The following is a 26631-nucleotide window of genomic DNA, read 5'->3' as shown; positions in this document are numbered from 1 at the left end:
GTCTAGCCCAAGGGGAATCGCTTTCCTTGCTTGGGGCGGGATCCACCAGCAAAAACTCTGCTGAGCTCCAAAGGCTAGGAGCCGGTTAGCTGCTTGAGCAGTTCTGCCGCGTGGGTTTCCACCTTGACCTTAGTGATAACGGCCTCGATCTTCCCCTCCGGGTCGATAACGAAGGTGGTGCGGTGGACGCCGTTGTAGACTTTGCCCATGAACTTTTTCGGGCCGTAGACCCCGTAGGCAGTGGCCACCTTAGCCCCCTCATCCACCAACAACGGAAAGGGCAGTTGCAGCTTCTGGGCAAACTTTTGGTGGGAGCGGGCATCGTCGGGGCTCACCCCCAGGATCTGAATCCCGTGGGCTCGATAGTCGGCATAGGTGTCCCGAAAGCCGCAGGCTTCTTTGGTGCAGCCGGGAGTGTTGTCCCGTGGGTAGAAGTAGAGCACCACCCGCTGGCCCCGCAGTTGGCTGAGGCTAATCGGCCTACCCTCGGCATCCGGCAGGGTAAACTCCGGGGCAGGATCCCCAACAGCAAGGGGCATGGGCAAGATCCCTCCTTAGGTTGATTTTTTAGGAGCAGGTTTAGGAGCAAGGATCATCGTAATGTTCCGACCCTCCTTCTGGGGAGGCTGCTGCATTTCCGCCACCTCTTGTAAGTCTCTGAACAAGCGGTGCAGTAACTCTTCCCCCAGCTCGGCGTGCTGTGCCTCGCGGCCACGGAACATTACCGTAGCCTTCACCTTGTCTCCCTCCCCCAGGAACTGTTGGGCACTCCGCAGGCGCACGTGGTAGTCGTGCTCGCCGATGTTGTAGCGAAACTTCACTTCCTTGATCTCGGCAGTGTGTTGTTTCTTGCGGGCCTCCCGTTCTTTTTTCTCTTTCTCAAACTTGAACTTGCCGTAGTCCATAATGCGGCAGACAGGAGGATCCGCTTTGTCACTCACCAAGACCAAGTCCAGATCCTTTTCCTCTGCTATGCGCAGCGCTTCCTGAGGACTCATGATCCCCAGCTGGGTGCCATCGGTATCGATGAGACGGATTTTGGGGAAGCGAATCCGCTCGTTGATAGCGGGCAGCTCTGCGCGCTGCTTGGGGGAAGAGGGGTCAAGTGGACGTTCGACGGACAAGTTCTCCTCTCTCTGAACGAACAACAGAATTTAGTTTACTTTGCGCCGCTGCCGGCCAATGGGCAAAAAACCCTGTTATTGGCCAGAAGGGCAGAAGCTTCTGCACTTATACTAGCCGGTATTTCCTGTTTCTTTCTAGAAGCTTTGGGCTTGCCCACGGGAAAAATACTGCTGGATTGGGGTAACAACTGCGGTAGGATAGCCAGGTGGCAGCCCTGCTGGCAAAGAGGGTGGGGCAAAGTTAGCCTTCTAGTTTACAGGGAGGGCAAAAGCGGTGCAACTGGGTTTAACGGAACGAGAACTGAAAGAGCTGGCTCAAAAGTCCGTCCAACTGATCCTTAGCCCCCGCGAAGGCGACAGCGAGGCGTTGGCCCAGTATAAGACTTCGGCAGAGTTTCGGGCGGCAGTTCACTTGGCCTGTGCAGCCATGGTGCTGGTCTTGGCGGAAAACAACGAGCGCCTCAGCCAGCAGTTGGCTGCTTTGCAGGAAAAGGGATCCAACCCCGCCAGCTAAGCCAGCCAAATGGCCATGCCTTCACAGGTGCGCAGCGAACGAGACTCGATGGGGGAGTGGCAACTGCCCCAGTCGGTGTACTACGGCATTCAAACGGCCCGCGCCCTGGAGAATTTTCCCATCAGCGGCCTCAAGCCGCTGCCAGAGTACGTGGAAGCCTGCGTGCTGATTAAAAAGGCGGCGGCGGAGGTCAACGGCGAGCTGGGCTGCATTCCAGTGGAGGTGGCCAGGGCCATTGTTCAAGCAGCCGATGAGATCCTGCAGGGATCCCTGCGGGATCAGTTTGTGGTGGATGTGTACCAGGCCGGGGCAGGCACCTCCCACCACATGAACGTCAACGAGGTGCTGGCCAACCGGGCTTTGGAGATCCTAGGGGAGCCCAAGGGCAAGTACGAGCGGGTCAGCCCCAACGACCATGTCAACTACGGCCAATCCACCAACGATGTCATTCCCACCGCCATTCGCCTGGCAGCCCTGCTGCGGGTGCGGCGGGATCTTTTGGGCACGCTGGACAACCTGGTGGCGGCGCTGGAGCAAAAGGCCCAGGAGTTTCGCGACATCCTCAAGGCGGGCCGCACCCATTTGCAGGATGCCGTGCCGGTGCGCCTGGGAGACAGCTTCGGCGCCTACGCAGCCATCTTTGCCCAACATCGTCAGTGGATCGAGGAGGCCAGCCAAGCCCTGTGCAGCTTGGGGCTAGGGGGAAGCGCCGTGGGCACCGGCCTCAACACCCACCCCCAGTACCGGCAGAAGGTGGTGCAGCGGCTGGCAGAGTACACCCAGTTGCCCCTCACACCGGCTCCCCATCCCATGGCGGCTATGCAGAGCATGGCTCCCTTTGTGCACCTGTCGGGATCCCTGCGCAACCTGGCCCAAGACGGCATCAAAGTGGCCAACGACCTACGCCTGATGGACTCTGGCCCCAAAACTGGCCTCAAAGAGATCCAACTGCCACCCGTGCAGCCTGGCTCCTCCATCATGCCTGGCAAGTACAACCCGGTGATAGCTGAGATGCTGAACATGGTCTGCTTTCAGGTAATCGGGCTAGACACCGCCATCACCTTGGCAGCTCAGGCAGGGCAATTTGAGCTCAACGTGATGATGCCGCTGATTGCCTATAACCTCCTGCATAGCTTGCAGATCCTCAACAACAGCCTGCGCGTCTTTACTGAGCGCTGCGTCCGCGGCATCAAGGCCCAGGCAGATCGCTGTCGCAGCTATGCCGAGGGAACCCTGGCTTTGGTGACTGCCCTCAATCCCTACATTGGCTACTTGCAGGCGGCAGAGGTGGCCAAGATCTCCCTGGAAACCGGGAAGCCCATCCGCCAGATCCTGTTGGAGCGCAACTTGATGGGCCCGGAAGAAGTGGCCAAGGTACTGGATCTGGAGGCGATGAGCCAGATGCAGGCCTGACCCATTGCTAGAGTGGAGGTGTACTGCTTCCCCCTGACCATGACCGTTACCCCTTATCGCTGGCCCACCCAGCACGACCTGCCCGACACAGACGACACTCCCTTGGACAACGAGGATCAAGGCCGCCAATACCCCCTGCTGCGGGAACCACTGCTGCTGCACTGGTCAGACCGGCAAGACTTTTTTGTGGCTTGCAATATGGGCCTTTACTACGCCCTACCCCGGCAGGTCGTTGTTCCAGATTTGTTTCTAGTGCTAGGGGTTCCTCGTTGGCGGGATGGCACTGCCCGCAAAAGCTATGTGGTTTGGGATGAAGGGAATATCTTGCCTGTCCTCATCTTGGAGATCATTTGCAACGACCTGGGGGAAGAAAAACCCGGGCAAGCCAAGTTCCAGCTCTATGAAAGGCGGCTGCGGATCCCTTACTACGTCACCTTCGAGCTAGAGACCAGTGAGTTGAACGTTTATCAGCTCCAAGGCGGACACTATGAGCTGCTCCCCGGCTCAGGCGCTGGGGAACATCCCCCAATTCTGTTGCCCGATTTGGACTTGAGCATCGGTCGGTGGTGGGGATCCTACGAGGGGCGAGAACGCTTTTGGGTGCGCTGGTACGACAGAGCAGGGCAATTGTTGCCCACGGCAGCGGAGTTAGAGCGGCAACGGGCAGAGTTAGAACGGCAAAGAGCAGAAAGGGAACGGGAACGGGCAGAAATGGAGCGGCAGCGGGCAGACCTAGAACGCTCCCGGGCCGAACGACTGGCCCAGCGGCTCCGAGAGCTGGGAGAAGACCCTGAGCTTTAAAGGGATCCCCATACCCCCTACACTGGAATCCTGGCATTCCAGGGGGGATGATGACCAGACAACAACTCAGCCTGCAGACAAAGCTGGCCTACGGGGTGGGGGATCTGGGCACGGGCATGACGGCCAGTATCCTCATTTTTTTCCTGCTGCCCTTTCTCACCAACACCGTCGGCATGGCAGCAGGCTTGGCCGGCAGCATCTCCGCCCTCACCCGCTTTTGGGATGCCATCAACGATCCCATTATCGGCCTCCTCAGCGACCGCACTCGCAGCCGTTGGGGTCGCCGCCGCCCCTGGCTCCTGTTTTCAGCCATCCCTTTTGGCCTAACCTTTGTAGCGCAGTGGTGGATCCCTTTTCCCGGTCGAACTGGGCTTCTGTTTGCCTACTACCTGGCGGTGTCGCTGCTGTTTAACGCCTTCTACTCGGCTGCCAACATCCCCTATGCCTCCCTGACGGCGGAGCTGACCCAGGATTACGACGAGCGCACCCAGCTTAACCAATTCCGCTTTGCTTTCTCGGTGGGGGGCAGCATGGTTGCGGTGGCCACTTTTCCCCTCTTGGTTAACCTGCTGCCGGATCGAGCTAGTGGGCATTTGCTGGCAGGGAGCTGTTTTGGGGTAATCTCCACTCTGCCTCTAGTGCTTTGCTTTTGGGGGGTGCGGGAACGGCATCAGTCCTGGCGGGATCCGCTGCCTTTGCTCCAGCAGTTGGGGGTGGCCCTCAGCAACCGCCCCTATCTATTTGTAAGCGGCATCTACCTGTGTTCCTGGCTGGCATTTCAGTTTACGGCCACCATCATCCCCTACTTCATCGTTTTCTGGATGGACTTGCCCGAGGTGTGGATTTCCCTGGTGGTGCTGGCGGTTCAGAGCGTTGCCGTGCTGACCCTGTTTGCCTGGACGCGACTGAGCGCCCGGCTAGGCAAGCGCGCCATGTACCTGATCGGGGCGGGGTTCTGGTTGATCGCGCAGGCAGGCCTGTTCTTCCTACAGCCCGGCCAGGAGCAGCTCATGATTGCGCTGGCGTTGTTGGCAGGAGCAGGAGTTTCAGCCACGGCCTACCTCGGACCTTGGTCGATGTTGCCAGATGTCATTGACCTGGACGAGCTGCAAACCGGGGAGCGGCGGGAAGGGATCTTCTATGCCTTGATGGTGTTCCTGCAAAAGGTAGGCCTGGGGCTGGGGCTGTTTTTCCTGGGGCAAGTTCTAGATTGGGCTGGCTTTATCCCTTCGGTAGCTGGAGAGCCTCTGCCTTCCCAGCCCGAATCAGCCTTGCTGGCCATCCGCCTCGCCATCGGCCCCCTGCCGGCAGTGGCTTTGATTGGCGGCATTTGTCTAGTGTGGCTTTACCCCATTACCCGGCAGCGCCATCGGCAGATCCTGCAGGAACTGGAAGCAAGACGGGCTGGCCGCTCCTCGCCTCTTAGTTGAGGATAATGCGCAGGCCACTGCCAGAGGACTGCCCCGGCCCAGGGTTGGGCAGAATCCGCAGGCCGCTGCCGGTGGGCCGGATCACGAGGTTGTCGGCAAAGAGGGTGTTGGGGCGGCCATCCCGCTCGTACACCACCACATCGCTGGGGTTGAACTGGGATCGGCAGAGGATGGGAGAGTTGTCGGCAGCGGTAGCGGCACTGCAGCGATAGCCAGGGGCAGAGACCACTTGGCCCTCTGCATCGATGGAAAAAGGAACTCTCCCGGGTGGGATCGGAGCAAAAAGCGGCTGGTTGGGAATGAGCAGGCCACCTGGGCTGGGTTCGACAACAATCCCACGCTCGTCGATGACAATCTGCTGCGCCTGGGCAGGAGCGTCAGCCCACAAGAGCAAAGCCAGGCTCAGGCTAAGTTGGAGGGGAAGAAACAGCTTCATCGAACACCTCCTTTGGCCCGAGGCCATCCCACTGTTCATCCCAGCGGGATCCCTGGCTTGATCTTGGCCCAGACAGCGGGGGCAATCTAGGGCAGAAACCGTCACCTCGGTTGCCAGAATGGGCACCTTAGCTTGACTACCATAGCCCTGAGCGGCCCAACGCCAGCCCCACCACCAGCATGCCCAACACCAAAAAAGGCTGAGCACTGGCCTGGTATTTCACGTCGTTCTTCAGCGGATCCCGCAGCAGGTACATGTCTTGGAAGGTGATCTGGGGGAGAATGAGCAGCACCAAAACCGCGGCGTAGAGCTTTAGACCAGCTCCCAGCAAAAACGCGGCCATGCCAAGCTGAAACAGGTCGATCATTAGCGCCGCGATCCAGGCTGCCCCCATGGCGCCAAACATCACCGGCAGCGAGGCCAGGCCAAACTGCCGATCTCCTTCCATGCTCTTGAAATCATTGACCACGGCAATCCCCAGGCCCGCCAAGCTGTAGAGGAGGGTTAGGCTGCAGACCGTCCAGTTCAGCTCACCAAATAGAGCGTGGCCCGTCCACCAGGGCAGGGCGATGTAACTAGCGCCCAGGGCGTAGTTGCCCAGCCAGCCGTTGCGCTTCAGCTTCAGGGGCGGCGCCGAGTAGATGTAGGCCAGCAAGGCTCCCCCCAGGGCAATGCTGGTAATCACCGGGAAGGGGTGGCCAGTATACCAGTCGAGGGCATAGGCCAGCGCCAGTCCCAGGATCAGCAGCACCCAGATTTGGATGACCACCCGCCGCAGGGAAATGGCCCCGGAAGGGATGGGGCGGTAGGGCTCGTTGATGGCGTCGATGTCGCGGTCATAGTACTCGTTCAGAGTTTGCGTGTAACCTGCCATCAGAGGGCCGGCTAGGACCATGCCCGCCAAGACTAGCGCCACGTTCTCCCAAGTCCAGGTGAAGTGGCCAGAGGAAGCCGCTCCCGGGATCAAGCCCCACATCAACGGGATCCAGGTAACCGGCTTCATCAGTTGCAGGTGGACTTGCCAGATGGAGCGAGACTCTACCTCCGCCCCCCTCATGCCCAGCAATTGGCGGAGACGGCGGCCAAGGGATCCCTTTTCAGAGCCCGCGGCAGTTTTGGGAGCAGCAGGATCCCCAGCAGGGGCCGCTGTGGCTGGATCGTAGGAAGTCGTTTCGTTCATGGTGAGGTGCGCAAGCAAACTTAAGCGGGGATAGCCATCCCTATTCTGCGGCATTTCCCCCCTTCCCTCAAAAGACCTCAAGGAACGTCTTAGTCTGGCAAGCGGGCAAGTCTAACGCCTGGGTAGTAGTAGGCCAAAATTTGGCGGTAGCTCCAGCCCCGGCGGGCCAATTCCTGGGCACCCCACTGGCTCATGCCAATGCCATGGCCAAACTTGGGGTAGGGACTAAAGTCCGGCAGGCTCTGCAGGTAAGGGATCCCGTCCACTCCCACAGTTCGGCTTCCGGCACTGGCGCTGTACATGGCATTGACAAACTTTCCTCCATACACCAAGACCACGCCGCGGGTAGCCCGTGTTGCCTCTAGGGCGGCTGCCGAGCGCTGCGAGAGGCCGCGGTACACCTGGGAGCGGGTGTCGCTAAACACATCAAACCAGCGCCGGGAATTGCGGTGGTAGAGGACATAAGTGCGAGCAGCTACCGCCTGCGCCTTCAGGGCCTCCGGCAAGAAGCGGGCTCCCATTTCAGCTTCCACTACACTGGCCACATAGTCCTCGAGGTGAACGTAATTGATGGCTTGCACGCGGTTGTAGCCCATCAAGAGCACCTTGCCGGAATACCAGCGGCCGTTGACTGCCACAAGACCCCCCTCCGGCGGCTCGATGAACAGCACTGGGCTCACAGCCTCGTGCAGGTGTACTCCCCGGCGGCTGGGGCGGGCCCAAAACCCCCGTAGGGGCGGTAGATCTGCCAACACCTCTCCGCGACCATTGGTCAGCCGGGCAGGCAGAGAAACCCCCACCACCAAAGGACTGGTGGTATCAGCCAACTGAACCCGCACCGTTACCGCCCAAGCGCCTTCCACCTCTCCCCCCCAGAGGCCCAGCAGCAGGGATCCAAGGAAGGCAAGCCAACGCCGTGCTTTCATCTAGCTAGGGTTTCTCCAGCCACCTCAGCTTAGGATAGGGCAAGAGACGGGGAAAGTTAGCGGGATCTCGCTGAGGGGACTTGTCTTGCCACCTGTAGCGATCCGGCTCCCAACCTAAAGCAAAGCGCAGGGAGGAGACCAGCTTGCCGTTGCAGAAGCAGACAAAACAGACCCAGGAGGCAAAGGCCAGGAGAGCGGCGTAGCCAAACGGGATTCGATAGCTAGACCCAACCGCCAGGGTGCCGAGAATGGGCCCTGCCAGGCCCACGCCCAAGTCAAACCCACACATCACCAGGCTAAACAGGCGCCCGCGCTCTGCTGGCTCAGAGCGGTCGGCTACAAGGGCGGAGATGAGCGGGATCAGGGTGCCAAAGCTCGATCCCACCCCAATCCCAGCAGCCAGAAAGGCCCAAGCGCTGTTGGCTACAAGCAGCACTCCCATAACCAGCGCATAGGTGGCCAAGCTAAGAGCGATAAATGGCCCCCGCCCGTAGCAATCGGAAGCGGGACCCGTGAGCAGGCGCACGCCAAAGCTGGCAAAGGCCACGGCCGTGTAGAAAAGACCTGGATTCAAGGGAACTCCAGCCTCCTGCATTAACAGAGACACAAAAGTTGTGTGGGTGCCGAAGGCCAACCCCACCAGCAGCATCACTCCCGTGAGGGAGCACACCTTCGGGTGAAGCAAAAGGCTCCAGAAGGCCCCCTTGCAGGCCAGGGATCCCCCTTGTTCCCGCCGCTGCTCTTGGACGGCGCAGGTACAGAGAAAGCCCACCCCTCCCAGCAAAGCGGCGAAGAAAAATAGGGGCCCATAGCCAGCCAGTTCCTGCAAAAAGCCCCCCAAAGCGGGGCCAATGGCAATACCCAGAGGATTGACCAAACTCATGAAGCTTAGGATCTCGCCGCGTCTTTCCTCGGGGGCAAGATCCGCGACCAGAGCCACGTAGGCAGTGGCGAAAGCAGCAATGCTAATTCCATGGAAGGCCCGCACCAGCGCTACCCATGGGATCCAGTCCGAAAGCCAATACCCCAAGGGAGCCACTGCTGCTGCCCCCATGCCGATAAGAAGCACAATCTGACGGCTGTAGCCATCTGCCAGGCGCCCCAACCAAGGCCGAAAGGCTAGCAGCCCAACGGAGAAGGATCCCATCACCAAGCCCACCTGTTGGCTAGTGCCGCCGGCATCCCGGACATAGAGGGGCAGGGTGGGTAGCAGCGAGGACAAACTAGCCCAAAAGAGCCAGCCGGCTACAAACAGGACGCCCAAGTTGCGTCGCTGCGCTGACTGGAGCTGCCCAACTTTCCTCACATGCACTCCTGCTAAACCTAGAGGGGCACCCCTGGAGACTTCTGCACCAACTGCAAGCCTCCCTTGAGGCTCAGGCCCAGACAATTTTTGGGTGCTGATTTGCTTATCTTAATATCCAGGCTAGAGGCGGGCTGGGAGATTGAAGTGCAGGGATCCCCGTCAGGCCAACCTCAAACTGCCCCTCGAGGAGGTAGGTGGCAGCCTTCTTAAGGGTGGTCTCGGAGAGGTCAGGCAGCTCAAGCCGAGCCCGAATACGATTGAAGTTCCGCTGTAGGCCGTGCTGGTAGGTGGGGTCGTAGTGCTGCAGCAGCAGCTCCCGGACAAACTGCGGCCAGTCTTGGGCGTCGATGAGCTCAAACCAGCGCTGCAGACGCGCTCGGCCATAGCGGGCTTTTAGGGGCAGCAACTTCTCCTTGAGCGCCTGGGGATGGGCTATCCAGTGGGGATAGTGGGCAATCAACCCCTTCACGCGCTCTTCTAGGGGCAACTGCACCTCGATGCAGTCGGCTTGGGTGAGGGCTTGCCAAAGGGCAGGGGGCAGGTGGAGTTGGCCCACTTTGGCACTCTCTGCCTCCACCCAAACTGGCTTAGCGGGATCCCACTTGAGGAAGACCTGGACCAACTGGCTTTCAAAGCTCTTCTGGCTGGGCTGGGGCTTCCCCCACTCGGCCCCCAGAAGGGATCCCCGATGGCAGGCCAGCTCTTCCAGATCCAGGACTTGGGCCCCCTGCTGATGGAGATAGTGGAGCAACAAGGTTTTGCCGCTCCCCGTTGGCCCACAGAGCACTCGGTAGGTAAATTGCTGGGGCAAGGTCTGCAGTTGCCGACGCACCCAGGCGCGGTAGGTTTTGTATCCGCCTTGCAAGACAGTTACTTGCCAGCCCACCTGGGACAACACCAAGGCCAAGCTGGCCGAACGCTGTCCTCCCCGCCAGCAGTAGATCAGGGGGTGGTAGTCCCGGTCCTTGTCAGCAAAGTGGGTTTGCAGGTGACGGGCGATGTTCTGGGCCACCAGGCTGGCCCCCCGCTTGCGGGCTGTGAAGGGATCCACCTGCTTGTAGAGCGTGCCCACCTCCGCCCGTTCCGCATCGTCGAGCACAGGCAGGTTAATGGCCCCTGGCCAATGGTCTTCAGCATACTCTGCTGGCGAGCGCACGTCGATAATCTCGCTGTAGGTGTGCAGCCAGGGCTCGGCGGTAACGTGAATGGGAGCAGCCACAGGTGTGAGATTCTCTCTTGCTCGATCCTGACAGATTTCTGCCTGCGGGAGCAGTAGAATACCCCCTTTTGCAGGGATCCCTTGCGTTCGCGTAGCGCAAACGGTGCTTTGGGGCACAACGAGCATCCTGCTTTGACCTGGACTAGCTTGGCTAGTACGCTTGCCGGTGCGTCTTTTCTGGCAGGCATTTTGCCTAGGCGACGCTGAGGGCTAGGTACCTGCAGCTCGGGGGGAAGTCACGGCTGTGGAGATCCTTCTCTCTGGCGGGATGGTAGAAAAAGAAAGCATCGACCTGGATCAGAGCAGAAATGGTGCAACAGGCTGGCTATGGATCCTGGCGGTCCCCGATTAGCGCGGATTTGGTGGTAGCCGGATCCCTGCGCCTGGGACAACCGGTCTGGGAAGGGCAGGATCTCTACTGGATCGAGGGCCGGCCCCAGGAAAAAGGACGCAACGTCCTGAGGCGGCGCTTGGCTAACGGAAAGGTGGAGGAGCTGACACCGGAGCCTTTTAACGTGCGCACGCGAGTCCACGAGTACGGTGGCGGCGCCTACTGGGTCTCTGAGGGAGTGGTGTATTTCTGCAACTTTGCCGATCAACGGCTGTACTACCTGTCCCCAGGGGAGGAGATCCGGCCCCTCACCGAAGCTGGCCCCTACCGCTATGCCGACGGGGTGGTGGACAGGAGGCACCGGCGCATTCTCTGTGTGCGCGAGGATCATAGCCGCCAGGGAGAGCCAGAAAACACGCTGGTTGCCATTGACCTTGAAAGCGGAGCTCAGCAGGTTTTAGCCGGGGGCCACGATTTCTACGCCAGCCCGCGGCTCAGCCCAGACGGTCAAGCCCTGGTGTGGCTGACCTGGGATCACCCCCAGATGCCCTGGGACGGCACGGAGCTGTGGCGGGCTGAGGTTGCCCCCGACGGCAGTTTGGGAGAGCCCCAGAAACTGGCCGGCGGCCCGGCTGAGTCCATCTTCCAGCCCCAGTGGTCGCCGCAGGGGGAGCTTTACTTGGTTTCTGACCGCAGCGGCTGGTGGAACCTCTACCGCTGGGATCCCCAGGGCCCCCTTCCCCTCTGCCCTATGGAAGCCGAGTTTGGAGAACCCCAGTGGGTGTTTGGCTTGAGCACTTACGGCTTTTGTGAGGACGGGCGGATCCTGGCCATCTATCGCCAAGAGGGGCTCTGCCACCTGGCGCTTTTGGATCCCCGTTCAGGAGAGCTTCAGGAGATCCCCTTGTCCTACACCGAGCTGCACAACCTCCAAGTTAGCGGCGAAAAAGCTGCCTTTCTGGCCGCCTCCCCTAGCGAAGCCCCTGCCCTAGTCTGCTTGCATTTGCCGTCTGGACAGTTGGAGGTGGTGGCCCGCTCCAGCCATGTGGCAGTCGATCCAGAGTATTTGTCGATCCCCGAGCCCATCGCCTTTCCCACCTCAGGCGGGGCAGTGGCCTACGGCCTCTTCTATCCTCCCAAGAACCGCGACTTCGTGGCCCCTGCCGGCGAGAAGCCGCCTCTTTTGGTCAAGAGCCACGGTGGGCCCACAGGGGCAACGGCAGCTGTACTCGATCTCGGGATCCAGTACTGGACCAGTCGCGGGATTGCCGTTTTGGATGTCAACTACCGCGGCAGCAGCGGCTATGGACGGGCCTATCGGGAGGCCCTCAAGGGCCAATGGGGCGTGGTGGACGTGGAAGATTGCATCGCCGGGGCCAAGTTTCTGGCCCAACAAGGCCGGGTGGACGGGGAGCGATTGCTCATTCGCGGCGGCAGCGCTGGCGGCTATACCACCCTGGCGGCTTTGACGTTTCACAACGTCTTTAAGGCCGGCGCTAGCTACTATGGCATCAGCGACCTGGAAGCTTTGGCCAAAGAGACCCACAAGTTCGAGTCGCACTACCTCGACAGCCTCATCGGTCCTTACCCGGAGCGGCAGGATCTCTACCGCGAACGCTCTCCCATCTACCACCTAGAGGACCTCAATTGCCCGGTTATCTTCTTTCAGGGCCTGGAAGACGCTATCGTCCCTCCCAACCAGGCGGAGAGGATGGTGGCTGCCCTGCAGGCCAAAGGGATCCCAGTGGCCTACGTGCCTTTTGCTGGAGAGCAGCACGGCTTTCGCCAGGCAGCCAACCTCAAACGGGCCCTGGAGGCAGAGCTTTACTTCTATGCCCAGATCCTGGGGTTTCCCCTGGCAGAGCCCATCGAGCCAGTTGCAATCGAAAACTGGAGCCCTTCCCCTTGAGGACCGGCTCCCAGCCGGTAAGGAGCTCGAGACTTTGCCGTTGAGTATCGTAAAGGCATGGGGATCCCGAGGAGCAACCGAGGACGCTGGCGGCGATGGGTTGTTGGCGCTTTGGCAGCAGGCGGAGCGCTGAGCGGTGCCCTTTGGGGCTTTTACACCTGGGCAGAACCTGTCGAGATGGCGGCAGTGCCTCCAGCACCCCTGAGCTCGACTGCTGGCGCGGCCTTTTTGCGCGCCTACAAAGCCTTGCAGGCCGGCCAAGCCCAAGCGGCCCTGGAGGACTTGCAAGGCTTGGAAGAGAAGCTACCCGTTCTAACCGATGAGATTTGGAAGCTCAGGGCCCAGGCCTACGAAAAGCTGGGGGATCGAGAAACTGCTCAGAGGGTCTGGTGGCCCAAGATTTTGCAGGAGTACCCCCACAGTCCTGTAGCCGCCTATGCTCTTTGGGGAATGGGCCAGGTGGAGCAACTGCGGCAGCAATTTCCCACCCACCCCTTGACTGCTCGCGCCCTCAAGCACTTGCTGGAGCAGGATCCCAACCGCTATGACCTGCTGCGGGATTTGGCCCAACATCACCCGCAAACCCCTGGGTTAACCCCCCTCCTGGATCGCTGGCGGCAAGCCCAAGAGGGATCCCTTACGGCCTCCGACTGGCAGATCCTGGCCGATGCCTACTGGGAGCAACGGGAGTACGGCAAAGCCGCCCGCGCCTACAGGTACGCCCCTGCCACCCCCCAGAACCTCTACCGCTGGGGCCGCAGCCACCAGATCTCGCGAGAGCTCCCCCAGGCCAGGGCCGCCTACCAGGCGCTACTGGCGCAATTTCCCAACGCTGCAGAGGCCTCCCTCACCCGGCGTCGCCTGGCCGAGCTGAGCGACCTGCCGACGGCAATCCAGTTACTTCGCCAGGTGGGATCCGGCTCGGATCCAGAGGCCCCAGAGGCTCTCCTCAGCCTCAGCCAGCTTCATGAGCGCAACAACAGCCCCCAGTTGGCCCAAGCGGTGCGGCAGGCTCTTTGGGAGCGCTTCCCGGCCAGCGAAGCAGCAGCCAACGCCGCCTGGACAGTGGCTTGGCGCCAGGCGCAGGCGGGCAACCTGAGGGCAGCTATTGCTGTGGCCCAGCAGATTGGCTTGGCCCAGCGGGATACGGAAATGGGGGCGCAACTACTTTACTGGGCAGGCAAATGGCGGGAACGACTGGGGGACATGGCGGCGGCGCGGCAAACCTATCAGCAGGTGCTGCAGCGATTTCCTCGCACCTACTACGGCTGGCGGGCGGCGGCGCAACTGGGCTGGCCAGTAGGAGATTTCTCCAGCGGGCGCCAAAGGGTTGAAGTGGATTTCCAGCCGGTTCGCCAACCTCTGCCTGCTGTTTCCGAGGCCACCCAGGCCCTGCATTTGCTCGGCGCTAGCCAAATGGCCTGGGAGCGCTGGCAGGGGGAAATGGCTTTGCAGAAACGGGATGCGGGCCAGATGAGTGTGGCCGAGCGCTTTGCAAGTGGCATTTTGCGCAACAACGCCGGCGAGCACCTGCGGGGCATCAACCAGGTGGCTGCCCTGCGCTTTAGCACCGAGGCGGATCCGCTGCTGGAGAGTTTAAGGCAACGGCAAGACTTCTGGCAGGCCCTCTACCCGCTGCACTACTACGCCAGCCCCGAGAACAGGTGGGAGAGGGATCCCCATGCCCAGCCTGGCCTGGCCCACTGGGCGCAACAGTTTAACCTCAATCCCCTGATGGTGGCGGCCTTGATTCGCCAGGAATCCCGCTTTGAGCCGGAGATCGTCTCGGCCTCAGGAGCGCTGGGCTTGATGCAGGTGATGCCTGCCACCGGCCGCTGGATTGCCCAAAAAATTGGCCTAGCCCAGTACAGCCTCACCAACCCTGCCGACAACCTTCGCCTGGGATCCTGGTACTTCGACTACACCCACCGGGCCTATCAAGACAACACCCTGCTGGCCCTGGCCAGCTACAACGGCGGTCCCGGCAACGTCGCCAAGTGGCTGAGCCAATTTGGCTTTGAGGATCCCGACGAGTTTGTGGAGCAGATCCCCTTTGCCGAAACCCGCGGCTATGTCAAGGCGGTGTTCGGCAACTACTGGAACTACTGGCAGCTCTACACGCGGGAAGGACGCACCCTGGCCAGCGCGCTCCAGCTAGAGGCTAGACCGGTGCCGGGAAGAGGTCAGCCGCTCCCTCAGCAGTTGCACCGAGTAGGCCGCCAGCCCCAAGCCTACCATGACAAACATGAAGGCAACTAGAGAAACGGAGCCCACCAACAGGTAGCGCACCAAAATGCCGACTCCCCGTGCCAGGGATCCGCTGTCTAGATCAACAGGCGGCAGCTTGGCCAGCATTGAGAGCAGCAATTGCAGGAAACCGTAGCCTAGGCCGGCAGCAAAGGTGGCCCCCAAGAGAGCGCTGAGGGGATGGGGGGATCCCGGAGAGGAGGAAGACATGGGGCAACACGGGAGAGCTCACCTTTATTGTAGGCTCCAGCGTAGAATGTGAAGGTTTGCTAGCGGAAGACGATGGGGAGCGGATTGGAAGCGGTTTCCCACTACGAGGTTTTGGGAGTCTCCATGCAGGCGACGGCAGCCGAGATCAAGCGTGCCTACCGCCGCTTGGTCAAGTACTACCACCCCGATAGTCTGCTAGCCAAAAAGGATCAGGCCGCTGCTGAGCGGATCCGCCAGATCAACGCCGCTTACGCTGTGCTCCGGGATCCCCAAGCCCGCCGCGAATACGACCGGCAACTGCTTGCCAGCCAGACCTGGCGCCGCTCTCAGCCGAAAGCCTCCCCGCCGCCGACGGTCAGCCAAGAAGCCCTCCTCCGCGAAGACTGGATTCGGCAGGTTTACACCCCCCTGAACCGAGTCTTGGGATCTCTATTGGCTTCCCTAAAACCCCAGCTAAACGCTCTGTCCGCCGATCCCTTCGATCCCGAGTTGCTGGCGGCCTTTGGCCTATACCTAGAGGAATGCGCGCAGAAATTGGCCCAAGCTCAGCAGATCTTTCGCCGTCTTCCCAACCCCAGCAGCTTGGGGAAAGTGGCTTCCTGCCTCTACTACGCCCTCAACCACCTGGAAGATGCTCTGGAGGAGCTGAGCCATTTTCCGCTTAACTTCGACGACCGCCACCTGCACACCGGGCAAGAGCTGTTTCGACGGGCCCAAGAGCTGCGCCGAGAGGCTGGCCAGGCCTATGCCAAGATCTCCCTCTAGCGGGATCGAGCCCATGCTGGCTTGCCTTCGCGATAGCAGTGCCGCCGGACCCTGGACCCGCGCACCTGCGCCCACAACGGCTTGGCTGGCGTCCTGCAGCAAGCTAGCTGCCTCGACAAACAGCAGCAACTGAGGGATCCGGGCGTGGGCAAGACCCTCTCAATCGGCCTCTTCGCCCTGCTGAGGATCCGCAGAGGATGACGCTCCTAGTGACTTGGCCTGGGCAGCCGCAGGGGCAGGCTTGTGCCAGTGCAGGCCAATTAGGGCGTCGTAAAGAAAGCTCCAAAACTCACCCTTTCGCCAAATGCCCAGGGTTTGGTGGCAGTTGCGAGCGTCCAGCTCTGGCTTAGCCACCCAGTAGGCCGCCTGATACTTGTACCAGGGAACCGAAGGCCAGAGGTGGTGGATGAGATGGTAGTTCTGTCCCAACAGGAGGATGTTGGCTAGCCGGCTAGGGTAGACCCTGGCGTTGTACCACCGCTCCTGAGATTGAAAGGGGCGATGGGGCAGGTAGTCGAAAAACAAGCCCAGTAGAAGCCCCATGATAAAAGCAGGGGGCAGCCAGTAGTTCAGGAGGTAGTCGGTGTAGCCGAAGTGGAAGGCCAAGGCAAAGGTCAAGACCACTACTAGCCGACTCAAAGCCCACTCCAGCAGGTCCCAGCGGCCTTTGCGCCAGAGCTGCCGCTTGAAGAAAAACACCTCGTGGTAGAAAAAGCGCGGCGCAATAAGCCACAGCGGCCCCCCCGTGGAGACGTAGTGATCCGGATCGTTCTCAGGATGGTTGACGTGGGCATGGTGTTGCATATGCACCCGCTTAAAGACAGGGTAGACAAAGCCCTGCAACAGAGCAGATCCATGCCCCATAGCCTCGTTCAAAAAGCGGTTGCGGTGGGCTGAGCCATGGGAGGCATCGTGGATTACCGTGCCCAGCACATAGAGGGCGACAAAGTTTAGCCAGAACACCAACCAGCGGGGCCAATGCCAAAAGGCATACCCACAAAAGCAGGCGGCTGACAGCGCCACGGACCCTAGAAACATCAATAGGGTGGGATTCCAAAATTCTGGCGGCGGCCCCAGCAGCTCACGGGGTAAGGTAAAGGGCCTGGAGTCCGGTTGCGGAGTCACAGCAGCAGTCATCGGCAGCCATCCTTGAGTGTGCACAGCGCAGACGGTGGGGATGGTTTAAGGCAACCCGCCAAACCCCAGCAAGCGTCAGGGATAAACTTTGTTAACTTTCGTTAGTATACGGCACAGAACTGCTCAGCTTGTCCCGTCAGGCCTGATTTTCCCGCCAACCCCAACTGCCGCCGACAGGGATCCCGGCAAGAACTGTTGTGAGGTTTTGTTGCGGCCTCTGTTGCAATTCATGTGAAGATCGCGGGGGGATCCCTTTAAGCCTTGCAAAACAGGGGTAATCTAGGGGGCGGTTAACCTAAGCCAAGGAGGAAAACCATGCTGCCCCTTGTTGCGCCGCTAGCTATAACCGCTCACACCAGCCCCTGGTCTCCCCTAAGCGCGGTGATCATTCTGCTCTGCACGGGACTGGCATACCTGAGCTTCAAGTCCTCTTCGGGGGTGGCTTCAGAAACTGGACCGGTGTTGGGGATGACCTGGCCAGAAGTCCTGGGAGTTGCCAGCTTTGGTCATCTGCTGGGGGTAGGAGTAATCTTGGGCCTCTCCAACATGGGGGTTCTCTAGGTTGCATGGCAACGCAAGCCCTGGCCTTCTTGCCAAGCGCTCTGCACTGCTGCTGCGACCGAGGACAAGTCGCCTTGTGCTAGCCTAGTTATGGCTCTGCCAGTAAGGTGGCGACGCAGCTTCTTGAAAGCACTCCTGCCCTCAGGGTTCTCCTCTAGTCCTTGATTCACCGGACCTAACTAACCTTCTGCCTTGACGTAGATGGGCTGAGCTAGTAGGCTAGCAGGTACATCTTCTTGAGTAGGCGTTTTGCCTAGGCTAAAGTTGGCTCCGTCTTTAGCCGGTGTGCCTTAGGTGGGCAAGGAGCAACTACCTGCAGCTTGCGGGGAAGTCGCGCCTGTGGAGATCCCTCTGGCGGGGTAGTAGAGGTGAACTCTACTACTAGCTACGGGTCGTGGAAGCAGGAAGAAAGCCTCAACGCCGAGCGAAAGTCTGCTTTTGCCCGGGGTTGAATAAGTCTTTCAGAGCGGTTCAGGAAAACTGCGACCCAGCCAAGATCTGGAGCCAATAGGAAAATCCCTAACGAACTCGTTTCTCTAGTCCCACTTCCTTCCTGGTGAGGTTTGGTGTCATGCCTGTAACGATGCTCCTGGCTGCTTTGCCAGAAGGCTATGAACTGTTCGACCCACTGGTCGATATTTTGCCGATCATCCCCGTTCTGTTTTTCCTGCTTGCCTTTGTCTGGCAGGCGGCGGTGGGCTTTAAGTAACGTCCCAGTCGGCTGGAATCGGTAGCTCCGGCTTGCCCCTCTTGCACTCGCGGAGGGGTTAGTTGTCTTTGCAGAATGCCCTGCCCCAGGCTAGTAGCTCTTCTAGAGGAGTCAGAGGTCGCGGTCAAGGACACCGGTAATCCAGAGCACTCCTGCCAAGCAGACAAAGTGGGCGAAGGTGACGTTGATATTGGCAGCCAAGAGCAGTACTCCTGTTACCTGGTTGGCCTGGGTGCGGGCGAAAATGCGTGCCAATAGCTCGCCGACTTGGGCTTCCATGCCAATCAAAGCCAGGAACGCTCCAATGAGGCTGACGTAGGTAACCAACTGCAATTGCTTGGGCAAATCGAATTGGCCTGAGGCAGTAGCGGAAGCTGAGCGGCGCTCTGCGTGCAGCAAGTAGCGCCAGTTGAGGAAGAGGCCGGCTGCTAGAGTGAGTAAAGTCAGCAGAGTAAACCAGAAGGCGATAGTGGCCCCCAGCGAGTCATCTCGATAGACGGTATTCTGGCCAATTAAAAAACCAAGCCACAGCAGCAGGGCCGTTGCCCCCAGAACCCCCTGAAACCAGAACCCAAAGCGGCGCGTCAAGCGCAAGCGAGACCGCATGCGCTCAACCGTCGCCCCTCCTAGCTGCGACATGGGTCCGCTCATCCTTCTTCCCCCGCTCTCTATCCGCTTCCAGCCTATCCCCATCCTCTGCCCCCCGTCACCGAAAGGCGCGGCGCAGAAGCCTCTACCTTAAGCCGTGGGGTCATCTAGAAGGCTAGGGCTTGCGATGGGAGTCCCTGCTTTGCAGGCGCAGGATTTCCGCCTCGATGCGTTGTTTGAGCTCTTTTCCTTCTTCAGAGCGAATCCACAAGGTGATGCGGTTATATTCCGGCACGGTCATGCCATGGCGGGTGATGATCTCGGTGGCGGTGCGAATGAACTCCCGCCGGATTTGATCCTTGGTGGCCGGATCCTCGGTAGCCTGAGAGCGCTGCTGGGCTTCCTGCCGGTGGGGCTCCATCTCCAAGACGATGCGGGCATACTTGGTAACCTGTTCATCGCTTAGAGCTAGGGGAGTGGCAGGGGTTTGGGCTACAGCCAGGGAAACACCCACCAGCGGGATCCAGGTACAAACCCAGATCAAGCCCACCAGCCCTTTCTGGGCCACGCTTGCCAGCGAGAGTGCCGCTCCTCCTTTCCGACCTGCTTGACCAAACACCGCTACTATCTCCCCACCCAATCACTGCGTTGCCGGTGTCGCTGGGATCTTCTCCTAGGTGTAGCTTTTGTCTGCAACCCGCTTCAAGCTACCCCAGGCAAGCCACCGCCAGTTGTCGCCGGCGCCTACTTCTTTTGACCAAAAAGTGGCCCTAAGGTTCCTGCTGGGGCCTTGAACAGCCCAGAAGGGGGATAATGAGGGTGGATTGCTGGTTGTGGCTTTATGAACTTGGAACGTCGCCCGGTTTTCCCTTTCACGGCCATTGTTGGCCAGGAAGAAATGAAGCTGGCCCTGCTCCTCAACGTTATCGATCCCCGCATCGGCGGCGTGCTGATCATGGGGGATCGGGGCACGGGCAAATCCACCACCATCCGCGCCTTGGCCGATCTCCTTCCCAAAATTGAGGTCGTCAAAGGGGATCCCTTCAACAGCCATCCGCGGCAGCGGGATCTGATGAGCGATCAGGTGTGGGAGCGCCTGCAGGCAGGAGAAACCCTGGAAACCACCTGGATCCAGGTGCCGATGGTGGACTTGCCCCTGGGGGCCACCGAAGACCGGGTCTGCGGTACTCTGGATATCGAGCGGGCTCTCTCCCAGGGGGTGAAGGCCTTTGAGCCGGGGCTTCTGGCCAAGGCCAACCGCGGCATCCTCTACGTGGACGAGGTCAACCTCCTGGACGACCACCTGGTGGACGTGCTGCTGGATGCGGCGGCCTCCGGCTGGAACACCGTCGAGCGGGAGGGGATCTCCATTCGCCACCCAGCCCGCTTTGTGCTTGTGGGATCCGGCAACCCCGAGGAAGGGGAGCTGCGCCCCCAGCTTCTGGATCGCTTCGGCATGTTTGTCCGCATCGAAACGGTGCGGGATCCGGCCCTGCGAGTGCAGATTGTGGAAGAGCGCAGCCAGTTCGACGCCGATCCCCAGGCTTTCTTAGCCAAATACGCCGATGCCCAGCAGCGCCTGCGGGAGCGCATTGAAAAAGCCCAACACCTGTTGCCGCAGGTGGGGATTGATCCCGAATTGCGCTTGAAGATCTCCGGCGTGTGTGCGGCCTTGGAAGTCGACGGGCTGCGGGGAGATATCGTCACCAACCGGGCGGCCAAGGCCCTAGCGGCTCTAGAAGGGCGTACGGAAGTTACTGTTGCCGACATTCGCCGGGTGATTAGCTTGTGCTTGCGCCACCGCCTGCGCAAGGATCCTCTGGAAACCATCGACTCCGGCTACAAGGTCGAGAAGGCCTTTAGCGAGGTGTTTCAGGTGAGCCTGGAGAGCGCTGCCTAGCCCTTGCTCCCAACCCCTCCTCCAGGGGGGGAGTTAGGCAAACAGGGTTTCTAGTTTGTTGGCGATGGCAGCAATCCAGGCTTGCTCCTGGCGGCTGAAGCTGCGCGGCCTGTCACTGCCCAAGATAAGGCATCCCTTTTGGCCAATGGGCTGGCAGAGAACCGCCTGGGATCCGGCCGGCAACAGGCCCTCGAACTCGGCGCGGGCGGGGAAAAATCGCAGATCCCCTAGGTAAACCGGCTGCCCCGTCTTCAACACCTGCTGCAGAGTGCCTTGGGGCTGGAGGGAGGGCAACTGGCCAGGGCTAGCTAGGATCCCTCGCTGCAGCAGAGTGCGTCCCTCCACCCAGATCACCACGGTGCGGGCGGCGGTAGTGCTAAGGAGAGTGTGGGAGGCCCAGGCCAGCTCCAGTTTTTCGCGTTCAGACAGCTCAGGATGCCAATCGCAACCTGGACTCCCCTGCAGGGTAGCGGCCTGGGGAGGACGGGGCTGAACCTGCTGCCACAAAAGGCCAGTTAGGATTAAGACGGCGCTGAGAAAGATCCCCAAAGCGTCAGAGCGGGATTGACTGGCCAGCAGCTCCGGCGTAAAGGCCAGCCGGTTGATGACTAGGAGAATGCTGCCCAAAACGCCTGCCACCAAAGGCAGTCGCCGCAGCCAGCGGTTGGGATCTCGCTTGACCCTCAAAGCAGGAAGAGACGTCTAGCGCTAAGTCCAGTCTAGAGCTACCCAAGGTCTTAGAGGCGGCTCCAGATGCCGAGGCGCTCTTGGCGAGCTCTTTTTTCCAGGCCGCGGAAGTAGCTGTCGTACTTGATGTTGTGGGTGTAGGGGGCGATGCGAGCCAAGCCGTTGCGCACCAGCATGGCGTTCATCTGCTGGCCCTCCAGCCAGACATAGGCTTCCACCAAGCCAGTGGCATCGACGTTGCGCAGCAGCTTATCCCCTTCCAGCTTGACCGTGCGGCGGAGGATGCGCTCACGCATTAGCTCAAGCGCCTGCTGATAAAAAGGATCCTCCTGGGGGCTGAGGCCCTGGATCCCGGCCAGCCGGATCAAGCGCAATTTCTGTTCCCCTTCAATCTGCGCCACCAGCGTGTCGCCATTGACCACGCCCACCACCACTGCCTCGGGGTAGCGATCAAAGTAGTGGTTATCGAAGTAGAAGGGGGTGTCAGGCACAACCCGCCGCTCTCCAAACCCGTGGCCGGGAAGAACAGGCAGGGCTAGGAGCCATCCCAACACCGCCCAGCCAAAAGCCATACGCCGGAACATCCTCTTCCCCCAGGGACACCTAAGGCGTAATGGTAGCGGCAACTCTCAGCTAGGCAACCCCTTGCCAGCCAAGGTTCTCTCATGAATAGGGATTTTGGGTGAGGAACTCCCGATCTAGCGGTAGGGGAGCCACTGGCTGGGTAAGGGTAAACTGACCGCTGGCAATCCACTGTTTGAGAATCTCGGCAACTTGCATCGAGCGGCGCAGGCTGACTAGGGGGGCAGTGCGCACCTTGCGGCCATTGAGGACAATGTAGCCGGATTTGAGCTGGGCATAGCTCACCAGGCCAAAGGTGGGCCGCACCCGCCGGGGGATAGAAAAGTCAATCACGGGCGCCACCAAATCTTTGTCCCGGATGGCAATGGGCTCCAAATCGCTGGGGGAAAGGATGGGGATGGGGATCCCAACCCCTAACATCAAGCTGGGGCCGTAGTTGCGGAAGTAGCAGCCTCGCACCCATTCGGCTTGCATCTGTTTGGCGTCGCCAATCAAGGCCAGGGTGGCTGCGGGGCCAATGGGAGTTTGGTTGGGCAGCCGCTTTTGCAGCGGAAAGTGTTGGGTACCTTCCCAAGCTATATAGCCGATGCCGCCCCCTAGAAAGATGCGGCTGCCAATCCCCACCCGGCGCAGGAGGGGATCATTGAGCAGGGGGCATAGCTCGCCGGGATTGGAATAGATGGCGTTGCCCAGGTTGGGCTCCAACAGGCCCAAGTAGGTGTACAGCGGCCGATCGCCGCCATTGACGCCGACAATGAAGTTTTGGTAGGCGTTGCGGGGGTTGAACAGGTAGAACTGGTTAAGCTGATCCCGCGTCAGCAAGGTCTCGTAGTCGGCGCGGGGATAGCAGTCGGTTACTTGGCCAATGGCCCGCAGGTGCACCCGCTTGCCGGCAACCAGATCGGCGATGACATGGCCCCCTCCATAGGGCTGGTCAGTCTGCTCACTGGGCTGGGCCGCCCCGATGTAGAGATCGACAGCCCCAAAGCCGGCATAGGCGGGCACACCATTTAACCAGGCCTGGCGAATCTTGATTGGGGGATCCGTGTGCCCTAGGTTGAGGATCGCTCCCGAGGACTCCATCGGCTCAAAGGTACCGGTGGTTACCACGTCCACCTGCTCGAAGGCCTCCTCAAGGCTAAGGGTAGCTAGCTTGGCCTTGGCCTCCTGAGCCGTCCACACCCGCACCCGGCCTTGGAGAATCCGCCGGTTAATTTCGTCTAGAGTTCTTTCCATATAACTGCAGGCAGTCCGCGTTCCTTTGGGGCAGCGCTCTCGAATGGCTATCAATAGCTTAGATGGGCAAGAAGGCCTCAGGGAGGCAAGCTGCTAGCGGTGGCGGTAGGGCGTCCCTGGGCAGGGTAGGCCAGGCGGGCCGCCAAACTATCGGGCTTCTTGAGGATCTGGCTAGGCAGCGCGGCTTTCCTCTCCCTCCAGGTGGACTTGCCCTTCCAGCAAAGCCAGGGTTAGCCGGTCAAGGGCCTCCAGATCCAATTCGTCGTAGAACCGTTCTTGGAGGAGATAGCAGATTTGGGATTCTTGTTCGCGGGTGAGGCAGGCACTCTGGAGAACTGATTCGACAATTAGGCGAATGGACATGGGGCAGCGCTCTAACTCAACTACCCCTATGAAATTCAGAAGGAGGAGGAGACAGCCGTGATCCAAGTCAAATGGCCATCCTCAGTCAGGGCCTAGCCAAGCAAGCCCGCTGCCGGCAGGGGCAACTCTGCCGCCGCTGCCGCATCCAGCAGCCACAGCAGCCGCCCTCTAGGGTTGACGCTCTGACAAGGCAGGTGGGCCTCCGTCGTCAGCGCCTTTTTGACAATCTCGGCTTTGCTAGCTCCGGCAACCAAAAACACCACCTGGGCCGCCTGGTTTAGGACAGGATAGGTCAGGGTCAGGCGCGGCTCCTCTCCTTTCTGCCCCACGGTTACCCAGCGGTGTTGCACCTGCAGGGCGGCTGTGCCGGGGAACAAGGAAGCCGTATGGCCGTCCTCCCCCACTCCCAGCCAGATGAGATCAAAGGCAGGACATTCGTTGCCGAAAACCCGCCGCAGGGTTGCCTCGTATTCCGCTGCATCCCGCAAGGGATCCCCTGCCTGGGTAGGCATGGGAAAGACCTGCGAGGCAGGAACCCCGACCGTCTCCAGCAGGATCCGCCGTACCATGCCGTAGTTGCTCTCGGGGTGATCCGGGGGAACGTAGCGCTCATCCCCCCAGAACAACCAGGTTTGCTGCCAAGGGATCCCTGGCGTCTGGGTTAAAGCGGCATACAACTTTCGCGGGGTGTTTCCTCCTGCCAAAGCTACCGTAAAGCGACCCCGTTGACGAATGGCCGCCGCAGCCTGCTCCTGCCAGATCTCCACCGCCCGGCGGAAAAGAGCTGCCCCCTCCGGCCAGATTTCCAACTGGAACCCTTGCATCGGTGCCTTCTACTGCCTTAGCCGGGCCAAAGGGATCCCCCTAAGAAGCGACTGCCATCTTCTTGGTTTCCGCCTGGATTTTCTCGTAGAGGGATCGCAGCTTTAGGCCCACAATGACCTGGATGAGCCCGGAGCCGTTGCGGGATCCCGGATATTCGGGGTGCTTGCGCAGAAGCTCTGTCAGCTCGCCGTAATAGCGGGTCGACAGATTGCTCAGGTGGTTCTCGATGTAGATGACCTCCTCCAGCTTGTCGAAGCTGCCGTCAATTTCCAACACCGAGACCGGATGGTCGAAATAGGTGGAGGGGCCGTAGTGTAGGCGAATGCCGGGATAGGAGCAGGTTAGCTTCTTGCCGCACGGGATCCAGTCAATGGTGGAGCCTTCGTCAAATAAATAGACGTGGTCAAAGTACTTCACCCCCTCGCGCTGGATCAGGCGCACCCGCAACACCTTGTGCTCTGGATCCAGCTCTGGCAGAAGCTTAGTGGGCAGCACCTCAATCACCACATCGGCATAGCGCTTCTGCACATCGACGTAGGCCTCGAAATCCGGGCGGCGGGCCTCGATGGAGCGCAGCACATCCTCATAGGTGTGGCCCCGCTCTGCCATGTCCCGCTTAACCTTCCAGGCAACCTTAATTTCCGGCGCCAGATCCAGATAGATCTTAAAGTCCAGCAACTCCCGCACCCGCTCGTCGTACATGGGGTGAAGGCCCTCCAAGACGATGATGGGGCTGGGATCCACCCGCTCAGGGGGGTCGATGGTCCCCGTCTCGTGGTTGTAGATGGGCTTCATCACGCTCTGGCCATTTTTGAGGGCCTTGGCCTGCTCGTACATGAGGTCGAAGTTGTTAGCGCGGGGATCCAGCGCCGTAATGCCCTTTTCCTTGCGCTGTTGGCGATCCAAGGAGTGGTAGTCATCTAGACAAATGGTGGTGATGAGATCCCGGCCAAACAAGTCACTCAGCCGCCGCAAAAACGTGGACTTGCCACAGCCAGAATCTCCAGCAACACCAATCATCACAATGCGTTCGGGACTGCTTGCCATGGGAACTCCTTGGGGATAGGCGGGGCAAAACTGCAAGGAGGCTTCTAAAACTTTATGGCTTTGCATATTACCACAAGACGCTCCACCGCAAGCGAGCCTGAGGCTGGAAAAGCTGGCGCTGGCAGAAGATAAACCATTTCCTGGGCAGTGCAGGCGTTTTTCTGGATGGGCAAGGGAGACGCCGCCAGTTGACAGGGCAGGTTCCCTTCCGCAAAGGCAGCCTGCTAAGGTGTTTGCTGTAGCTACCACTGCCAGGAGCAGATCCCAGTCATGGTTGCCAGCGCCCAAAAACGAGAAGTTGTGGTCAATCTCTACCGCCCCAATGCCCCTCTAGTTGGCCAATGTTTGGAGACCTACTCCCTTGTTGAGGAAGGGGCACCTGGCCTAACCAAGCACATTGTGCTTAGCCTGCCCGATCCCAACTTCCGCTACCTGGAGGGCCAGAGCGTTGGCATTATTCCTCCTGGCGTCGATGCCCAAGGCAAGCCCCACAAGCCCCGCCTCTACTCGATCGCCTCCACCCGCTACGGCGACGATGGCGAGGGACGCACGGTTTCTTTGAGCGTGAAGCGGGCCGAATACGTGGATAAGGAAACCGGCCAGCCGGGAGTGGGAGTCTGCTCGGGCTTCCTCACCGATCTCCGAGCTGGGGATGAGGTGATGATCACGGGGCCGGCTGGGAAGACGTTCCTCCTGCCGGAGGATCCAAACGCCAACCTGATCTTAATTGCCACTGGCACGGGCATTGCTCCTTTTCGGGCTTTCATCAAGCATTTGCTCGAGGAGGATCCCAACTACCAAGGCAAGATCTGGCTGTTTTTTGGGGTACCCACCACTTCCAGCCTGCTGTATCGGGGCGACCTGGAGGCCTGGAAAGCTGAGCATGGGGATCGCTTTCGCGTCGACTACGCCATCAGCCGCGAGCAGCAAACCCCCGATGGCAAAAAGATGTATGTGCAAAACCGCATGGCCGAGTACGGCGCCGAGCTGTGGGAGATGCTGCAAAAACCCAACACCTACGTCTACATCTGTGGTCTCAAGGGGATGGAAGATGGCATCAACAGCGTCATGGCTGCCGTAGCCCAACAAGCAGGCCAAGACTGGAGCAGCTTCCAGAAGGAGCTCAAGAAAGCTAGCCGCTGGAACGAGGAAACCTACTAGGGGGTCCTGGAGGTTTCTGGAGCG

General features: G+C 60.1%; 28 protein-coding genes. 11 read left to right on the top strand and 17 right to left on the bottom strand.

The window, feature by feature from the left end:
• Window positions 1–74: 74 nt before the first annotated feature.
• Together bcp and infC are read right to left on the bottom strand one after the other, a co-directional pair.
• Window positions 75–539: a thioredoxin-dependent thiol peroxidase gene (gene bcp, locus NW808_RS01575; protein ID WP_414396129.1), complete on the bottom strand. Its 465-nt coding sequence runs from the start codon at window positions 537–539 to the stop codon at window positions 75–77.
• A gap of 15 nt (window positions 540–554) precedes the next feature.
• Window positions 555–1124, bottom strand: a complete 570-nt coding sequence (gene infC, locus NW808_RS01570) for a translation initiation factor IF-3 (protein ID WP_414405020.1) — start codon at window positions 1122–1124, stop codon at window positions 555–557.
• A gap of 274 nt (window positions 1125–1398) precedes the next feature.
• Between infC and NW808_RS01565 the strand changes: the two genes are divergently transcribed.
• From NW808_RS01565 to NW808_RS01550, 4 genes are read left to right on the top strand one after another with little or no spacing between them, the layout of a single operon-like run.
• Window positions 1399–1638: a hypothetical protein gene (locus NW808_RS01565; protein WP_414396133.1), complete on the top strand. Its 240-nt coding sequence runs from the start codon at window positions 1399–1401 to the stop codon at window positions 1636–1638.
• 9 nt (window positions 1639–1647) lie between these two features.
• Entirely contained in the window at window positions 1648–3051 is a 1404-nt protein-coding gene (locus NW808_RS01560; protein WP_414420050.1) for an aspartate ammonia-lyase, read from the top strand.
• 39 nt (window positions 3052–3090) lie between these two features.
• Window positions 3091–3852 (top strand): Uma2 family endonuclease, encoded by a 762-nt coding sequence (locus tag NW808_RS01555; RefSeq protein WP_414420049.1) that lies wholly within the window; start codon window positions 3091–3093, stop codon window positions 3850–3852.
• Window positions 3853–3902: 50 nt separating this feature from the next.
• On the top strand, window positions 3903–5282 hold the full coding sequence (locus NW808_RS01550; protein WP_414411982.1) for an MFS transporter: 1380 nt from the start codon (window positions 3903–3905) through the stop codon (window positions 5280–5282).
• On the opposite strand, the gene NW808_RS01545 is transcribed toward NW808_RS01550, so the two are convergent.
• The 5 genes from NW808_RS01545 to mnmH all read right to left on the bottom strand — a co-directional run bounded on the left by NW808_RS01545 (window position 5275) and on the right by mnmH (window position 10349).
• On the bottom strand, window positions 5275–5718 hold the full coding sequence (locus NW808_RS01545) for a hypothetical protein (protein ID WP_414420048.1): 444 nt from the start codon (window positions 5716–5718) through the stop codon (window positions 5275–5277). The genes NW808_RS01550 and NW808_RS01545 overlap by 8 nt on opposite strands.
• 136 nt (window positions 5719–5854) lie before the next feature.
• The gene (gene chlG, locus NW808_RS01540; RefSeq protein WP_414420047.1) at window positions 5855–6952 is read right to left on the bottom strand and encodes a chlorophyll synthase ChlG; all 1098 of its coding nucleotides are present in this window, start codon (window positions 6950–6952) and stop codon (window positions 5855–5857) included.
• A 35-nt stretch (window positions 6953–6987) separates the two neighbouring features.
• A complete protein-coding gene (locus tag NW808_RS01535; protein ID WP_414396145.1) occupies window positions 6988–7824 on the bottom strand; it encodes a SpoIID/LytB domain-containing protein in 837 nt (278 codons plus the stop codon).
• Window positions 7825–7828: 4 nt separating this feature from the next.
• A complete protein-coding gene (locus tag NW808_RS01530) occupies window positions 7829–9130 on the bottom strand; it encodes an MFS transporter (protein WP_414420046.1) in 1302 nt (433 codons plus the stop codon).
• A 103-nt stretch (window positions 9131–9233) separates the two neighbouring features.
• Window positions 9234–10349: a tRNA 2-selenouridine(34) synthase MnmH gene (gene mnmH, locus NW808_RS01525; RefSeq protein WP_414420045.1), complete on the bottom strand. Its 1116-nt coding sequence runs from the start codon at window positions 10347–10349 to the stop codon at window positions 9234–9236.
• A 308-nt stretch (window positions 10350–10657) separates the two neighbouring features.
• On the opposite strand from mnmH, the gene NW808_RS01520 reads away from it, so the two are divergent.
• Window positions 10658–12589 (top strand): S9 family peptidase, encoded by a 1932-nt coding sequence (locus NW808_RS01520; RefSeq protein ID WP_414420044.1) that lies wholly within the window; start codon window positions 10658–10660, stop codon window positions 12587–12589.
• A 57-nt stretch (window positions 12590–12646) separates the two neighbouring features.
• Window positions 12647–14848: a transglycosylase SLT domain-containing protein gene (locus NW808_RS01515; protein ID WP_414420043.1), complete on the top strand. Its 2202-nt coding sequence runs from the start codon at window positions 12647–12649 to the stop codon at window positions 14846–14848.
• Here NW808_RS01515 and NW808_RS01510 read toward each other — a convergent pair.
• Entirely contained in the window at window positions 14744–15046 is a 303-nt protein-coding gene (locus NW808_RS01510) for a DUF3082 domain-containing protein (RefSeq protein ID WP_414396155.1), read from the bottom strand. The genes NW808_RS01515 and NW808_RS01510 overlap by 105 nt on opposite strands.
• Window positions 15047–15118: 72 nt before the next feature.
• On the opposite strand from NW808_RS01510, the gene NW808_RS01505 reads away from it, so the two are divergent.
• On the top strand, window positions 15119–15811 hold the full coding sequence (locus NW808_RS01505) for a J domain-containing protein (RefSeq protein WP_414420042.1): 693 nt from the start codon (window positions 15119–15121) through the stop codon (window positions 15809–15811).
• A gap of 159 nt (window positions 15812–15970) precedes the next feature.
• Here NW808_RS01505 and NW808_RS01500 read toward each other — a convergent pair whose 3' ends face one another.
• On the bottom strand, window positions 15971–16948 hold the full coding sequence (locus NW808_RS01500) for a fatty acid desaturase (protein WP_414410020.1): 978 nt from the start codon (window positions 16946–16948) through the stop codon (window positions 15971–15973).
• 315 nt (window positions 16949–17263) lie between these two features.
• Between NW808_RS01500 and psaK the strand changes: the two genes are divergently transcribed.
• Together psaK and NW808_RS01490 are read left to right on the top strand one after the other, a co-directional pair.
• Entirely contained in the window at window positions 17264–17509 is a 246-nt protein-coding gene (psaK, locus tag NW808_RS01495) for a photosystem I reaction center subunit PsaK (RefSeq protein ID WP_414410019.1), read from the top strand.
• A 571-nt stretch (window positions 17510–18080) separates the two neighbouring features.
• Window positions 18081–18218 carry a photosystem II reaction center protein K gene (locus NW808_RS01490; RefSeq protein WP_414396163.1) on the top strand — a complete coding sequence of 46 codons (138 nt, stop codon included), beginning with the start codon at window positions 18081–18083 and terminating at the stop codon, window positions 18216–18218.
• Window positions 18219–18329: 111 nt separating this feature from the next.
• Here the strand turns inward: NW808_RS01490 and NW808_RS01485 are convergent, their stop codons facing one another.
• Both NW808_RS01485 and NW808_RS01480 read right to left on the bottom strand, forming a co-directional pair.
• Window positions 18330–18869 (bottom strand): DUF3611 family protein, encoded by a 540-nt coding sequence (locus NW808_RS01485; RefSeq protein WP_414405007.1) that lies wholly within the window; start codon window positions 18867–18869, stop codon window positions 18330–18332.
• Between the two features lie 112 nt (window positions 18870–18981).
• Window positions 18982–19374, bottom strand: coding sequence for a DUF4168 domain-containing protein (locus NW808_RS01480; protein WP_414396166.1), 393 nt, complete (start codon window positions 19372–19374; stop codon window positions 18982–18984).
• Window positions 19375–19647: 273 nt separating this feature from the next.
• Here NW808_RS01480 and bchI point away from each other — a divergent pair, with 273 nt between their 5' ends.
• Complete coding sequence (gene bchI, locus NW808_RS01475) at window positions 19648–20706, top strand: magnesium chelatase ATPase subunit I (RefSeq protein ID WP_414396168.1); 1059 nt, start codon at window positions 19648–19650, stop codon at window positions 20704–20706.
• A gap of 33 nt (window positions 20707–20739) precedes the next feature.
• On the opposite strand, the gene NW808_RS01470 is transcribed toward bchI, so the two are convergent.
• From NW808_RS01470 to NW808_RS01445, 6 genes are all read right to left on the bottom strand, one after another.
• On the bottom strand, window positions 20740–21393 hold the full coding sequence (locus NW808_RS01470; RefSeq protein WP_414420041.1) for a cofactor assembly of complex C subunit B: 654 nt from the start codon (window positions 21391–21393) through the stop codon (window positions 20740–20742).
• A gap of 50 nt (window positions 21394–21443) precedes the next feature.
• Window positions 21444–21977 (bottom strand): thermonuclease family protein, encoded by a 534-nt coding sequence (locus tag NW808_RS01465; RefSeq protein ID WP_414420040.1) that lies wholly within the window; start codon window positions 21975–21977, stop codon window positions 21444–21446.
• A gap of 79 nt (window positions 21978–22056) precedes the next feature.
• Window positions 22057–23211: a homocysteine biosynthesis protein gene (locus NW808_RS01460; protein WP_414420039.1), complete on the bottom strand. Its 1155-nt coding sequence runs from the start codon at window positions 23209–23211 to the stop codon at window positions 22057–22059.
• A gap of 171 nt (window positions 23212–23382) precedes the next feature.
• Window positions 23383–23574 carry a hypothetical protein gene (locus NW808_RS01455; RefSeq protein WP_414405001.1) on the bottom strand — a complete coding sequence of 64 codons (192 nt, stop codon included), beginning with the start codon at window positions 23572–23574 and terminating at the stop codon, window positions 23383–23385.
• A gap of 92 nt (window positions 23575–23666) precedes the next feature.
• Entirely contained in the window at window positions 23667–24398 is a 732-nt protein-coding gene (gene pgl / locus NW808_RS01450; RefSeq protein WP_414420038.1) for a 6-phosphogluconolactonase, read from the bottom strand.
• 40 nt (window positions 24399–24438) lie between these two features.
• A complete protein-coding gene (locus tag NW808_RS01445) occupies window positions 24439–25446 on the bottom strand; it encodes a phosphoribulokinase (protein WP_414396180.1) in 1008 nt (335 codons plus the stop codon).
• A gap of 270 nt (window positions 25447–25716) precedes the next feature.
• Here NW808_RS01445 and NW808_RS01440 point away from each other — a divergent pair, with 270 nt between their 5' ends.
• Entirely contained in the window at window positions 25717–26607 is an 891-nt protein-coding gene (locus tag NW808_RS01440; protein WP_414410013.1) for a ferredoxin--NADP(+) reductase, read from the top strand.
• Window positions 26608–26631 lie beyond the last annotated feature (24 nt).

Source organism: Synechococcus sp. W70.1 (assembly GCF_047461515.1).
GTDB lineage: Bacteria > Cyanobacteriota > Cyanobacteriia > Thermostichales > Thermostichaceae > Thermostichus.
Note: the sequence above shows the minus strand (reverse complement) of the source record. Positions and strands in the feature narration are given on the sequence as shown.

Excerpts from the sequence above, each read along its gene's own strand:
- bcp (WP_414396129.1), bottom strand. The coding sequence starts at position 539 with ATGCCCCTTGCTGTTGGGGATCCTGCCCCGGAGTTTACCCTGCCGGAT.
- NW808_RS01560 (WP_414420050.1), top strand. The coding sequence starts at position 1,648 with ATGGCCATGCCTTCACAGGTGCGCAGCGAACGAGACTCGATGGGGGAG.
- NW808_RS01555 (WP_414420049.1), top strand. The coding sequence starts at position 3,091 with ATGACCGTTACCCCTTATCGCTGGCCCACCCAGCACGACCTGCCCGAC.
- NW808_RS01550 (WP_414411982.1), top strand. The coding sequence starts at position 3,903 with ATGACCAGACAACAACTCAGCCTGCAGACAAAGCTGGCCTACGGGGTG.
- NW808_RS01545 (WP_414420048.1), bottom strand. The coding sequence starts at position 5,718 with ATGAAGCTGTTTCTTCCCCTCCAACTTAGCCTGAGCCTGGCTTTGCTC.
- chlG (WP_414420047.1), bottom strand. The coding sequence starts at position 6,952 with ATGCCGCAGAATAGGGATGGCTATCCCCGCTTAAGTTTGCTTGCGCAC.
- NW808_RS01535 (WP_414396145.1), bottom strand. The coding sequence starts at position 7,824 with ATGAAAGCACGGCGTTGGCTTGCCTTCCTTGGATCCCTGCTGCTGGGC.
- NW808_RS01520 (WP_414420044.1), top strand. The coding sequence starts at position 10,658 with ATGGTGCAACAGGCTGGCTATGGATCCTGGCGGTCCCCGATTAGCGCG.
- NW808_RS01515 (WP_414420043.1), top strand. The coding sequence starts at position 12,647 with ATGGGGATCCCGAGGAGCAACCGAGGACGCTGGCGGCGATGGGTTGTT.
- NW808_RS01510 (WP_414396155.1), bottom strand. The coding sequence starts at position 15,046 with ATGTCTTCCTCCTCTCCGGGATCCCCCCATCCCCTCAGCGCTCTCTTG.
- NW808_RS01505 (WP_414420042.1), top strand. The coding sequence starts at position 15,119 with ATGGGGAGCGGATTGGAAGCGGTTTCCCACTACGAGGTTTTGGGAGTC.
- NW808_RS01500 (WP_414410020.1), bottom strand. The coding sequence starts at position 16,948 with ATGACTGCTGCTGTGACTCCGCAACCGGACTCCAGGCCCTTTACCTTA.
- psaK (WP_414410019.1), top strand. The coding sequence starts at position 17,264 with ATGCTGCCCCTTGTTGCGCCGCTAGCTATAACCGCTCACACCAGCCCC.
- NW808_RS01490 (WP_414396163.1), top strand. The coding sequence starts at position 18,081 with ATGCCTGTAACGATGCTCCTGGCTGCTTTGCCAGAAGGCTATGAACTG.
- NW808_RS01485 (WP_414405007.1), bottom strand. The coding sequence starts at position 18,869 with ATGAGCGGACCCATGTCGCAGCTAGGAGGGGCGACGGTTGAGCGCATG.
- bchI (WP_414396168.1), top strand. The coding sequence starts at position 19,648 with ATGAACTTGGAACGTCGCCCGGTTTTCCCTTTCACGGCCATTGTTGGC.
- NW808_RS01465 (WP_414420040.1), bottom strand. The coding sequence starts at position 21,977 with ATGTTCCGGCGTATGGCTTTTGGCTGGGCGGTGTTGGGATGGCTCCTA.
- NW808_RS01460 (WP_414420039.1), bottom strand. The coding sequence starts at position 23,211 with ATGGAAAGAACTCTAGACGAAATTAACCGGCGGATTCTCCAAGGCCGG.
- NW808_RS01455 (WP_414405001.1), bottom strand. The coding sequence starts at position 23,574 with ATGTCCATTCGCCTAATTGTCGAATCAGTTCTCCAGAGTGCCTGCCTC.
- pgl (WP_414420038.1), bottom strand. The coding sequence starts at position 24,398 with ATGCAAGGGTTCCAGTTGGAAATCTGGCCGGAGGGGGCAGCTCTTTTC.
- NW808_RS01445 (WP_414396180.1), bottom strand. The coding sequence starts at position 25,446 with ATGGCAAGCAGTCCCGAACGCATTGTGATGATTGGTGTTGCTGGAGAT.
- NW808_RS01440 (WP_414410013.1), top strand. The coding sequence starts at position 25,717 with ATGGTTGCCAGCGCCCAAAAACGAGAAGTTGTGGTCAATCTCTACCGC.